We start from the raw sequence: 11,556 nt of genomic DNA on the forward strand, positions 1-11,556 counted from the left end.
GTTAATGATTAAAGTAATGAGTTTTTATTATAAAATAGCCGAGATTGATTCAGAGCGCTTTTAATTTTAATGTAATTTCAACATGCTTTTTTAGCGGTTTAAATCAATAAAAACGTAGAAGCATTTAAGTGCTCCTACGTTTATTAGTTAATAGTCGTTCTAACGTTGAAGTTGAAAAAGCAAACGATGTTAGAGTGCGACTAAACTGCGCTCTAACATAGTTTGAATTTGCTTTACTATTTTAGCTTCAGTTTCGGGTTCAAATTGGGCAATTCGTGGGGTGTGAATATGCCCTGTCGGAATATCTGAATTTAGCTGATTTCGCAGGCGAATACTGCGATACGAAATTTCGTTAGACAAATAACCACCGCCACCGCCTCGCACTGCAATAGCGTCTTTTAATTCATCGAAACTATTAGGCTCAAAGTCTTTTTTTAAGGTAATAACATGATGGTTATCATTAATAGGAAAAGGGCCTTTTGCGCTTAACATAGCGCTAACGGGTAAGCTAAATTCTACAAACTCAGTACCTGGTAATGGGCGGTCGTTCAAGCTTGGAATGAGCGGCGCTGTTTTACTGCCTCCATACACTACATTGGCGTTGTCGGGCGCTGTTACACTGCGGCGCTTGCCTGGAAAGCGCTCAAGGTCAAAGTCTTTACTACCCATGCTAACGGTAACCACCATATCAACATTATTAAGTGCGTAATAAGGGGCAAGTAAGGATTCTATAATGCCGTGATCAAAGTCTTCATAACGCACAGGCACCATCACTGTGTTTATTTCAGCACTAATCCCTTTATAGTTTATGACTTGGCCATCAAGAAGCAGTGCTGCAACACCCGATGGGTTGCTTTGGTTTATATTTCTATCAAGTAAAAACGGGTCAAATCCAGTTAATAATATTTTTTTAGAGGTGTTTTGTGAGTAGCTAAGATCGGTGCGACCCCGGCTGCCATTCTCTAGAAGTGTTAATAACACTGTTTGCTGCGCCGCGCTCAGCGAAAATGCAGGCTTTGTGGTGCGAATAATTTTGCTTGATTGTAAGCGAGCCCAGTAAAGTGCGCGATCATCTAAGTTTTGCGTTGTAGCGATGCGTTTTTTTGCACTAAACCATAATCGTTTTGAGTAGTCATTAACGGCATCTACGGCTTGTGCATAGCTTGAGAGTGACTTGAATTGCTGCTCAAATTGATTAACTTCGCTGGCAAAAGCGCTTAGTACGGCTGGCATCGCTTGGCTGGCTTTTTCAATTCGCAATTCTTCTGGGGTTAGCGGTGTGTTTAAGTTGGCTAACGCATTAGAAGAAGAAAATATTAAACTTGTGGCAATCAGTGTTTTTATCATGATGTTCCTAAACTGAGTCGTATTTGTTGTCTACTATCCTATGCCTAATATGTGGGTGCAAATAAAATCGTTGGTTGGTTTTATGTTGAAAGCAGTATAAAACAGGCGCTAAATCAAAAACTACGGGTATTTTATTAAAAAGAGTCGAAACTCTGTGATGGGTTTAGCTACAATGGGGCTGTGTATTTTTAGTTTTTTACTTTTAGGCAGCTATGCAACTTATTCAAATAGATAAAGCACGTTATCGTAAACATTTAAATCGCGTTATTGTCGGCTGTGCAGCAGGTTTAGCTGTGGGCAGTTTAGCAATTTCACAAACCTTAATTGCATTATTTCCCGATGAAAGTGGCAGTCATTTTCATTGGAACTTATTAGGCGTAATTGTTACGAGTATTGGCATAGGCTGGTTGTTAAATAAATACCGAACACATCCTTTTATGAGTGAGGTGGTGTATGTGTGGGAGCTTAAAAAAGCGCTTAATAAAATCACTCGTAAAATGGCTAAGCTAAAAGCGGCGGGACGAGAAGGTAATCCTGATGCGCTATTAGCCATTCACTATAGTTATGCAGGTTCACGCTTGTTATGGCAGCTTGACGATAACACCATCACCATGGATGATTTAGCGATTAAACAAGCCGAGTTAGATAGCGTTGCGGCTAAATATAATTTAACTCTTAATGCCGATGACTACGATGACGCAATTTTAAAGCAGTTTTAATTTATAGGAATCACAATGAGCCTAATTCTCTATGGTGTCCCGCTTTCTCCCTATGTACGTAAAGTGCGTGTATGCTTAGCGCATAAACAACTAGACTATAAACTCGAAATAGTCTCGCCGTTTAATCAACCTGATTGGTTTTTAGAACTGAACCCACTAGGGCGAATTCCGGCGCTAAAAGACGACGAGTTAAGTTTGGCGGATTCTAGCGTTATTTGCCAATATCTTGATGAAAAATACCCTAATTCAGCGTCTTTACTCGGTGATACTATAGAGCAACGTGCAGCCGTTCGCTGGTTAGAAAAATACGCAGATTACGAGCTGGCTCCTTTTGCAACATTTACGGTGTTTCAGCAACGTATTATTGCTCCCACAATGCAAAAGCCAACCGATGAAGCCTTAGTGCAAAGTGCATTAAATGAAAAACTACCGCCTTTATTTGATTATTTAGAAGGTTATTTAGGGGATAACGAGTTTTTTGTTGGCGAGAGCTTAACCCTTGCCGACATTGCTGTGAGCTGCCAGTTAATGAATATGGAGCATGGTGGTGAGCAACTTGATGAGTCGCGCTGGCCTAATCTTGCAGCATTGCATAGCCGTGTAAAACAGGGTACTGCCATGCACACAATGCTTGAAGGCGAGCAAAAAATATTAGCCTCATTAAAATAATGTTTATTACTGATTTTTTGCAAAAGCTTAGGAGCTATAAGTGAAAAAAGTACTGATAGTGTGTTTGGGAAATATATGTCGTTCACCGACGGCTGAGGCGGTATTAAAAGCGCGAGCTAAAAAGTTAGGCATTGATCTGCTAGTGGACTCGGCAGGGACTATTGGTCATCATGAAGGTAATCCGCCAGATAAACGCTCTATGCAAGCTGGTGAAAAACGCGGTTATAGTTTTAAAGGTATTTTTTCGCGCAAGGTGCGCAGTAGTGATTTTAGCGAGTTTGATTTAATTTTAGCAGCTGATAAACAAAACCTGACGGATCTAACCGCACGCTGCCCTGAGCATTTGCAGTATAAGCTTGCGTTATTTTTAGAGTATGGCGAGCAAGCACAAGGCGCAATTCCCGATCCTTACTATGGCGGTGATGATGGCTTTGAAAAGGTACTTGATTTAATAGAGGCCGCCAGCGATAACATTTTAGCTAAGTTAAAGCAGAATAACCAAAAAGGCGCTTAAAGCGCCTTTGGTATGTTATTAACGGTTTACTTTAAAGTCGAGCTGTACTTTGGAAGTTGCTGCAACGGCTTTTCCATGTTCAAACTTAGGTGCATAACGCCATTGCGCTAATGCTTCTACTGCCGATTTTTCAAAGGCCACGCCACCTTCAGAACTAAGTACTTGCGGATTTTTTACAAAGCCAGACTCATCCACTTCAAACTCCATAACGACTTTTCCATCTTTACGAAAGCGCGCTTTGTTTGTAGGGTATTTAGGGTTAACGCGGTATAGCGGCGTTTGCTCTTGGCTTTCTTTCCACGGCACCATTTTAGCAATCGCGATGCAGTGTTTGGTGGCTTCATCACTTTTGCCTTGTTTTTCATACAAGCCAATCAATCTTGAGTGTGCGGTAAGCTCGGCGTTGTGATCGTAACTTAAGCTTTCATCAAACACATTTACTACACGGTTAAGTCGTTCTATTGCTTGATCGTATCTTTTTCGACCTTCTGCAAACGATGCAATTAAAAAATCAGCTTTTATTTGTTCAACTGAGTTTTTAGGTAAGTTAGCCAGATAATACTCATCGGCTTCTTCTAGGTAGTTTTTAGCTTCTCGGTATTTTTCATAGCTGAATTTATTAGCTAGTATGGTTGCCGCTTCTAGTTTCATATCAGCCACAAACTTAGGGTTGTTTTGTGTGTTTGCGATTGCTATCACTTGCTCTAAATAATAATCCGCTTTTTGAGCAGAAGGGGCAAAACTAGCCATACCGACTAAAGCATCAATGGTTTCAGGCGATTGCTTACCATGGTTATTAACTAAAATAGTATAGGCTTGTTGATAGAGCGAAAAACGCTTTTCAATCCACTGTTTACCGTATCGATTAATTGATTTTGCATAGTTAATCGCTAAGTTTGCGGTGTTATCAGCATTTTCACCGTAAACAGTTTTACCTAATGTGTAAGCCTGCTCCGCGGCTTGTTGCACATTTTCTTTGGTTTTAATTGCATTTAAGTAATTTTGATACGCGTCGTTGAAAACGGCTTGAGCGTTATTTGTTTGTTCGGCAAATGACGTGGTGCTCAATACAGATAAACCTAAGCCCATCAGTAATGCAAGTTTGTTTAATTTCATAATGATCCCTATTATTTGTCGATAACAAATTAGCAAATCCTTGTGTATATGTCATCACTTTAGGTAAATCAAGGTAAACGCTCGCTAGTAATATATTTGCGGTTTAAGATTGAAAATAGTCGCTACCGTCGCCATATATTTGCCATAAACAGTCTTGTACTACGGTGTATTTAACCTATTTTGTGATATTATCACTTTATCGTGTCGTAGTTTTTTAATATTTGGATTGGTCGTGGCGCAAGTAAGAGCAAGAGTCCAGCTTAATGTTGGCAAAAATAGTGATATTCCTGCAGAAATTATTTCCTTTAGTGGCTTAAAAGATGGCCAAGAGCATGTTGCGTTAGTGTTTAAAAACGCCGATACCGAGCAAGATGTTCCGCTTATTCGTATGCACTCTGAATGCTTAACCGGTGATGTGTTTCACTCGTCACGTTGTGATTGCGGTGAGCAGTTAAATGAGTGTATTGAAATGATGCACGAACAAGGCGGTATTTTACTTTATTTACGCCAAGAAGGGCGTGGTATTGGTTTATACAATAAAATTGATGCGTATGTACTGCAGTCACAAGGTATGAACACTTACGAGGCCAACAATCATTTGGGCTTTGCTGATGATTTACGTGATTTTTCGGATGCTGTATTAATGCTCAATGCGCTCAATTTAAAGCATGTAAAATTAATGACTAACAATCCTAAAAAGCTTAACGCATTAAAAGATGCTGGCATAGAGGTGGACTCTGTTGTGGGCACTCATGCACACATTAAAGCAGGGCTTTCAGGTAACAAGGCGTATTTAGAGACTAAAATTAAGCATGGCTCTCATATGCTTGATATTAAGAAAATTAAAAAACCTTAGGGTCTGTTGCCCTTTCAAGGTTGAATTTGCAGCAGTCTGTTTGGTATTTAGGCAAGGCAGAGCCTATGTGGTGTGGTTATTCCCCATAAATAGGCGATAACGCAGCATCAATGCCAAACAGGCGCTGCCCGAAGGGTTCTGCCTAGGGGCGATTTACTCTTTGTTGCCTACATGGATGTAGGTAAGGGGCGTGAGCAGGACGCGGAAGCTTTGCTCGGTTTTTACTTAGCCCACTAGGTTACAAACCTCGCGCCGCGATTAAGTCGCCCCTAGTTTGAACAAATTTTAATCTGTAAAGGGAAACAGACCCTAATATTAACGGCATTTATCGCCGCCACCTCTGTAATACCAGCCAACGCCGAGTTATACTCGGCGTGTTTTGTTTTAATTAAGAGCAAGTATGTCTACACAATTACGAATTTTTAAAGCGGATGCGGCATTAAAATGGTTTAAAGCGGGTTGGCTAATTTTCAAAACTCAGCCACTAACCTTTATCTTTATGCACTTGTTTATTGGCATTGTTGGCTTGTTGTCTTTATTTTTGCCGTTATTACAAATAGTCGCAGCATTGGCTACACCATTTTTAACCGCTGGTTTTTATCAAGCCGTGCTTACCAAGCAGCAAGGCGGAAAAATTATGCTAGCTGACATTTTGAAGCCCTTTTCAGCAAAAGGAAATCGGTTAGGCTTATTTCGCTTAGCGCTTTATCAAATGGGTGCCGGTATTTTAATTGCGTTGCTCGCCAATGGGTTATTTGCCGATGCGATGGCGGTTATGACGCAGCCTGACTTAGACCCTAATACAGCAATTAGCCAAATGCTTGAGAGTATTTCGTTTGCCAATGTGGCACTGTTTTTAATTGCGCTGTCGATATACTTTACTTCGTTTGCCTATGCGGTACCGCTGGTTTACTTTAATAAAGAACAACGTATTTTAAATGCCTTAAAAAGTTCGTTTATGGTGTTTTATTATAATATTTTACCATTAAGTGTTTATGGTATTATTTGCGCATTATTAATTGTGGTGTCGATGTTCTTATCGCTACTACCGCTGTTGATTTTAATGCCAATTTGCTACATTAGTTTCTTTGTTTCTTATCAGGCTATTTTTATGCCCGTTGTGCCACCAAGTGATGACAGTAACATTAAGCCTTTAAGTAGCGAGCAAAGCGGACGCTTTGACGCTTAATGGATGATACGTTAAAACAAAAGTTAAAAAACTATGTGCTTTGGTTACTGGGAAGGCAAGAGTATTCGCGCCGTGAGTTAACCCAAAAGTTACAGCAAAGAGAAGCAACCGACGAGTTCATAGAAAACCTGCTTGATTGGTGTGAAAAGCACAATTTTATTAACGAGCAGCGTTACTGTGAAGGGTTTGTAAGAAAGCACATATTTAAATGCCATGGCTTAAAGCGAATTCAAAGTGAGGCCATGAGCAAAGGGATTGATAGAGCACTGCTTGAAACAGTGGTTGAAGAGCTGGAAATAGATTGGTTTGAGCTCGCGCAGGAAGCGTACAACAAAAAATATTCAACGACACCGGCAAACCTCGAGTACAAAGAAAAGGCTAAGCGCGTGCGCTACTTAATGTATCGAGGATTTAGCTATGATCAAATAAATTTTGCAATGCAAGCACAGTAAATACAGGTGAGACTTTCACATGCAGCACATGACTACCGCACAAATTAGGCAACAGTTTTTAGACTTTTTTGCCAGCAAGCAACACCAAGTTGTTCCTTCTAGTTCGCTTATACCGGGTAACGATGCCACGTTGTTATTTAATAATGCCGGTATGGTGCAATTTAAAGATGTATTTTTAGGCGCTGAAAGCCGCCCTTACACACGCGCAACCAGTTCGCAGCGTTGTGTGCGCGCTGGTGGTAAACATAACGATTTAGAAAACGTAGGTTACACAGCACGTCATCATACCTTTTTTGAAATGCTAGGTAATTTCAGCTTTGGTGATTACTTTAAGCAAGATGCAATTAAATTTGCGTGGGAGTTTTTAACTGAGGTTGTAAAACTACCAAAAGAAAAGCTGTTAGTAACTATTTACCATGATGACGAAGAAGCCTTTGGCTACTGGGCTAACGATATAGGCTTACCTGAAGATCGTATTATTCGTATTGCAACGAGCGATAACTTTTGGTCTATGGGTGACACGGGTCCTTGTGGTCCATGTTCTGAAATATTTTATGATCATGGCGAGCATATTTGGGGCGGTCCTCCGGGCACACCTGAAGAAGATGGTGACCGTTTCATTGAAATTTGGAACTTAGTATTTATGCAATACAACCGTCAAATCGACGGGACTATGGAGCCACTTCCTAAGCAATCTGTTGATACAGGTATGGGCCTTGAGCGTATTTCAGCTATTTTACAAGGTGTGCATTCAAACTACGAAATCGACTTATTCCAAGGCTTAATTGCTGCCGCTGCAAGCGTTACCAATGCACAAGATATGGATGATAAATCACTTCGCGTGGTAGCCGATCATATTCGTTCGTGTGCATTTTTAATTTCAGATGGGGTTATGCCATCAAATGAAGGCCGTGGTTATGTATTGCGTCGTATTATTCGTCGTGCTGTACGTCACGGTAATAAGTTAGGTGCTAAAGGCGCGTTTTTCTATAAATTGGTTGCTGCACTTATTGAGCAAATGGGTCAAGCGTACCCAGAGCTTGCTAAGCAACAAGAAATTATTGAAAAAGTACTGCGTATTGAAGAAGAGCAGTTTGGTAAAACGCTTGAGCGTGGTTTAGCTATTTTAGAAGAAAGCTTGAGTGATTTAACCGGGGATGTGATCCCAGGTGACTTAGTATTTAAACTTTACGATACCTATGGTTTCCCTGCCGATTTAACAGCCGATGTAGCGCGTGAGCGCCAAATGACCATTGACCATCAAGGTTTTGAAGCATGCATGGCAGTGCAACGTAAAACAGCACAGCAAGCGGGCAAATTTGGTGCAGATTATAATAAGCAATTAAAATCAGATAAGCACACTGATTTTAAAGGCTACGATAGTAATCATTATCGTGGCACTGTGGTTGAGATTTTTGCCGGTGGCGAATCTGTATCGTTATTAGAAGATGGTCAGCAAGGTATTATTGTTTTAGACCGAACTCCGTTTTACGCTGAATCAGGCGGCCAAATTGGTGATAGCGGTACAATTACTGTTGCCGGTGGTGAGTTTAATGTAACGAATACCACTAAATTGGGTAATGCTTTTGCTCATCATGGAACAGTTCAAGGGCGTATTGGCGTTAACGATAAAGTGGATGCGACTATTGACGATGCGCGTCGTGAAAGCATTAAGAAAAATCACACAGCTACGCACATTTTACATGAAGCATTACGTCAGCTTTTAGGTGAGCACGTATCGCAAAAAGGCTCACTTGTGCAGCCAGATCGTCTGCGTTTTGACTTCTCACATTTTGAAGCAGTGACCAAACAAGAACTGCGCGAAATTGAACGTGTAGTAAATGACGAAATTCGTCGTAACTTTGCACTTAATACTGAGCTAATGGCAATTGATGATGCTAAAGCAAAAGGTGCTATGGCATTGTTTGGCGAAAAGTACGATGACGAAGTACGTGTAGTAACCATAGGTGATTACTCAATTGAGCTTTGTGGTGGTACACACGTAGAGCGTGCAGGTGATATTGGTTTATTCAAAATTGTATCTGAAAGCGGTATTGCTGCCGGTGTTCGTCGTATTGAAGCGGTAACGGGTGCAGAAGCAATCGCGTATGTTAATGAACAAGAACAGCAGTTAGCAGATGTTGCAGCGCTTGTAAAAGGTGACAGTGCGTCAGTACTTGAAAAAGTAACTGCATTACTTGAAAAGTCGAAAGGACTTGAAAAGCAAGTTGCCCAACTTAACGATAAACTAGCCAGTGCGGCAGGTGCATCGTTACTTGATTCAGTGGTTGAAATTAACGGGGTTAAACTGTTAGTGGCCAACGTTGAAGGCACAGAATCAAAAGCGCTTCGCGGTATGGTTGATGACCTTAAAAATAAAATTGGCTCAGGTGTTATTGCCTTAGGTGTTGCCAGCGGCGACAAAGTAAGCTTAATTGCGGGTGTAACTAAAGACTTAACTGGCAAAGTAAAAGCGGGTGAGTTAGTTAATCACATGGCAGGCCAAGTAGGTGGTAAAGGCGGCGGTCGTCCAGATATGGCGCAAGCGGGGGGTTCTGAGCCACAAAATTTAACAGCAGCACTTGATAGCGTAACAGCTTGGTTAACTGAGCGTACTTAAGCTTAAGTGGCACTTATAGTTCAAAAATTTGGCGGCACTTCGGTAGGCTCAATAGAGCGTATTGAAGCGGTCGCCGACCTTGTTGTTAAAACTAAGCAACAAGGCCACCAAGTGGTGGTGGTGCTTTCGGCAATGTCGGGAGAAACCAATCGCTTAATTAATCTTGCCAAACAAATCGACTCTCGCCCGAGTAGCCGTGAACTCGATGTATTACTGAGTACCGGTGAACAAGTCTCTATTGCTTTATTAGCGATGGCCATTATTAAACGCGGCCATTCTGCGGTAAGCTTGTTAGCCGATCAGGTGAATATATTAACCGATAACATGTTCGGTAAAGCCCGTGTAGAAGAAGTTGCGGCAACGCGTTTAAAACATGAACTTGAACATAACCGTATTGCTATTATTGCCGGCTTTCAGGGGCGCGATATTGAGGGCAACGTGACCACGCTTGGCCGTGGTGGCACCGATACCTCAGCGGTTGAAATTGCTGGTGCAATAAAAGCGGATGAATGTCAGATCTATACCGATGTTGATGGCGTATATACTACAGACCCGTGTGTGGAACCTAACGCACGACGTTTAAGTCATGTCACCTTTGCTGAAATGCTTGAGCTGGCAAGTTTAGGCGCTAAAGTGTTACATATTCGCTCTGTAGAATCTGCTGGTAAACACAATGTCCCTCTGCGGGTGTTATCTAGCTTTAAACCCGATGAAGGCACGTTAATTAGTTTTGAGGAGAGCGACGTGGCGAGTAACGTTGTGTCGGGTATTGCATTTAATCGAGATGAGTGCTTAATTAAGGTGCATGGAATGCCGCAAGGCACCAAACATCTTGCAAAAGTTTTGAAACTTTTTGCTGATAATGGCATCGAAATAGATATGATTAATCAAATTAATCATAAAGTTGAAAAAGTCGACTATGCTTTTACTGTGCATTTAAATGATTACTTAAACGCACTTGATTTGTTAACGGCTGAGCAACAGCAATTTGACGCACAGGCAATTGACGGATTGACCAATGTGGCGAAAGTGTCAGCGGTGGGTATGGGGATGAAATCTCATTCCGGGGTAGCGAGTTTATTTTTTGATTCGTTAGCACAAGAAAACATTGATGTGATGTTTGTTGCCACCTCAGAGATCAAAATTTCAGTTTTAATAGATGAAAAATACCTAGAGCTGGCTGTTCGTGCATTACATAAGACATTTTTAACAGAAAATGAATAGATTGAGAGTTTTTACTTACTTTTTAGTCTAATTTTAATTAAAATGTTTGTGCGGAATCTTATAATTTTATTGGAACATGGGAGCAAGAGAATGCTAATACTAACTCGTAGAGTAGGCGAGACCCTTATGATTGGTGACGAAGTAACCGTTACTGTTCTAGGTGTTAAAGGAAATCAAGTTCGTATCGGTGTTAACGCACCTAAAGACGTATCAGTTCATCGTGAAGAAATTTACATGCGCATACAAGCTGAAAAGTCTAACCCTAATCCGGGCAATGCTTAATCAACATAGTATAAAATGTGCTAGTTAATATAACTATGACATTTGTAAAAGCCACTCATTGAGTGGCTTTTTTGTTTATAAAATCAATCGTTTCTTCGTCGAGTATTGCCTTAGAAATGTATTGCATACCGCTTTTACTTTTTAACAATAGTCCACAATCTGTAGTAATAATTTCGTTAATGTCGTGCCAAGCTAACTGGTAATTTTTGTAATGATTGGTTGATTTTATTCCGTCTTCGTCGAAGGTGAGAGTGACTTCAGAACCAGACGCTCTGCTTAGCATTTGCCTGGTAACCCACCATGGGCGGCGATAGTAAAAGGCGATGCATTCGAGTAGGGCTAGCATCAGCAAAAATGTACCTAGGTAATGATCTCCTAAACCATAAATACCAAATAATCCCAATACAACAAGCAGTGCTAATAAAAAATATTTAGGTTGCGCGCGTTTACTATAAGGCAGCGATTGGTCGAAGCATTCATAAAAGTAAGGTTTATCGAGTTTATAAGTTGTTGTAAATACCATGTGTTTACACTTAAAAGCTATTTTTTACTATTTTAGCCTAATGCT

At 40.8% G+C, this 11,556-nt stretch carries 12 protein-coding genes; 9 read left to right on the forward strand and 3 right to left on the reverse strand.

Going from position 1 to position 11,556, the window contains the following annotated elements; all coding sequences use genetic code 11:
• Nucleotides 1-189 precede the first annotated feature (189 nt).
• Nucleotides 190-1,347: a hypothetical protein gene (locus tag P20439_RS07940; RefSeq protein ID WP_008465949.1), complete on the reverse strand. Its 1,158-nt coding sequence runs from the start codon at nucleotides 1,345-1,347 to the stop codon at nucleotides 190-192.
• 212 nt (nucleotides 1,348-1,559) lie between these two features.
• Between P20439_RS07940 and P20439_RS07945 the strand changes: the two genes are divergently transcribed.
• Genes P20439_RS07945 through P20439_RS07955 form a run of 3 tightly spaced genes read left to right on the forward strand, consistent with a single transcriptional unit; the run spans nucleotide 1,560 to nucleotide 3,249 of the window.
• Nucleotides 1,560-2,066 carry a DUF3087 domain-containing protein gene (locus P20439_RS07945; protein ID WP_008465950.1) on the forward strand — a complete coding sequence of 169 codons (507 nt, stop codon included), beginning with the start codon at nucleotides 1,560-1,562 and terminating at the stop codon, nucleotides 2,064-2,066.
• A gap of 15 nt (nucleotides 2,067-2,081) precedes the next feature.
• Nucleotides 2,082-2,735, forward strand: coding sequence for a glutathione S-transferase family protein (locus P20439_RS07950; RefSeq protein ID WP_008465951.1), 654 nt, complete (start codon nucleotides 2,082-2,084; stop codon nucleotides 2,733-2,735).
• Between the two features lie 40 nt (nucleotides 2,736-2,775).
• Complete coding sequence (locus tag P20439_RS07955; protein WP_008465952.1) at nucleotides 2,776-3,249, forward strand: low molecular weight protein-tyrosine-phosphatase; 474 nt, start codon at nucleotides 2,776-2,778, stop codon at nucleotides 3,247-3,249.
• An 18-nt stretch (nucleotides 3,250-3,267) separates the two neighbouring features.
• Here P20439_RS07955 and P20439_RS07960 read toward each other — a convergent pair whose 3' ends face one another.
• Nucleotides 3,268-4,365, reverse strand: a complete 1,098-nt coding sequence (locus tag P20439_RS07960; protein WP_008465953.1) for a TonB family protein — start codon at nucleotides 4,363-4,365, stop codon at nucleotides 3,268-3,270.
• A gap of 232 nt (nucleotides 4,366-4,597) precedes the next feature.
• On the opposite strand from P20439_RS07960, the gene ribA reads away from it, so the two are divergent.
• From ribA to csrA, 6 genes are all read left to right on the forward strand, one after another.
• On the forward strand, nucleotides 4,598-5,221 hold the full coding sequence (gene ribA / locus P20439_RS07965; protein ID WP_008465954.1) for a GTP cyclohydrolase II: 624 nt from the start codon (nucleotides 4,598-4,600) through the stop codon (nucleotides 5,219-5,221).
• Nucleotides 5,222-5,621: 400 nt separating this feature from the next.
• The gene (locus tag P20439_RS07970; RefSeq protein ID WP_008465956.1) at nucleotides 5,622-6,410 is read left to right on the forward strand and encodes a BPSS1780 family membrane protein; all 789 of its coding nucleotides are present in this window, start codon (nucleotides 5,622-5,624) and stop codon (nucleotides 6,408-6,410) included.
• On the forward strand, nucleotides 6,410-6,862 hold the full coding sequence (locus P20439_RS07975) for a regulatory protein RecX (RefSeq protein WP_008115122.1): 453 nt from the start codon (nucleotides 6,410-6,412) through the stop codon (nucleotides 6,860-6,862). The genes P20439_RS07970 and P20439_RS07975 overlap by 1 nt, the downstream gene beginning before the upstream one ends.
• 19 nt (nucleotides 6,863-6,881) lie before the next feature.
• Nucleotides 6,882-9,482: an alanine--tRNA ligase gene (gene alaS, locus P20439_RS07980; RefSeq protein ID WP_008465962.1), complete on the forward strand. Its 2,601-nt coding sequence runs from the start codon at nucleotides 6,882-6,884 to the stop codon at nucleotides 9,480-9,482.
• Nucleotides 9,483-9,488: 6 nt separating this feature from the next.
• Nucleotides 9,489-10,706, forward strand: a complete 1,218-nt coding sequence (locus P20439_RS07985; protein WP_008465964.1) for an aspartate kinase — start codon at nucleotides 9,489-9,491, stop codon at nucleotides 10,704-10,706.
• A 90-nt stretch (nucleotides 10,707-10,796) separates the two neighbouring features.
• Complete coding sequence (gene csrA / locus P20439_RS07990; protein ID WP_004587515.1) at nucleotides 10,797-10,988, forward strand: carbon storage regulator CsrA; 192 nt, start codon at nucleotides 10,797-10,799, stop codon at nucleotides 10,986-10,988.
• Nucleotides 10,989-11,043: 55 nt separating this feature from the next.
• On the opposite strand, the gene P20439_RS07995 is transcribed toward csrA, so the two are convergent.
• The gene (locus tag P20439_RS07995) at nucleotides 11,044-11,511 is read right to left on the reverse strand and encodes a YcxB family protein (protein WP_008115132.1); all 468 of its coding nucleotides are present in this window, start codon (nucleotides 11,509-11,511) and stop codon (nucleotides 11,044-11,046) included.
• Nucleotides 11,512-11,556 lie beyond the last annotated feature (45 nt).

Source organism: Pseudoalteromonas sp. BSi20439, from assembly GCF_000241165.1.
Lineage (GTDB): Bacteria > Pseudomonadota > Gammaproteobacteria > Enterobacterales > Alteromonadaceae > Pseudoalteromonas.

Bases quoted from the DNA above. Each gene is read 5' to 3' on its own strand.
- P20439_RS07975 (WP_008115122.1), top strand. From the start codon at position 6,410: ATGGATGATACGTTAAAACAAAAGTTAAAAAACTATGTGCTTTGGTTA.
- P20439_RS07960 (WP_008465953.1), bottom strand. From the start codon at position 4,365: ATGAAATTAAACAAACTTGCATTACTGATGGGCTTAGGTTTATCTGTA.
- P20439_RS07970 (WP_008465956.1), top strand. From the start codon at position 5,622: ATGTCTACACAATTACGAATTTTTAAAGCGGATGCGGCATTAAAATGG.
- alaS (WP_008465962.1), top strand. From the start codon at position 6,882: ATGCAGCACATGACTACCGCACAAATTAGGCAACAGTTTTTAGACTTT.
- P20439_RS07950 (WP_008465951.1), top strand. From the start codon at position 2,082: ATGAGCCTAATTCTCTATGGTGTCCCGCTTTCTCCCTATGTACGTAAA.
- csrA (WP_004587515.1), top strand. From the start codon at position 10,797: ATGCTAATACTAACTCGTAGAGTAGGCGAGACCCTTATGATTGGTGAC.
- P20439_RS07995 (WP_008115132.1), bottom strand. From the start codon at position 11,511: ATGGTATTTACAACAACTTATAAACTCGATAAACCTTACTTTTATGAA.
- P20439_RS07945 (WP_008465950.1), top strand. From the start codon at position 1,560: ATGCAACTTATTCAAATAGATAAAGCACGTTATCGTAAACATTTAAAT.
- P20439_RS07940 (WP_008465949.1), bottom strand. From the start codon at position 1,347: ATGATAAAAACACTGATTGCCACAAGTTTAATATTTTCTTCTTCTAAT.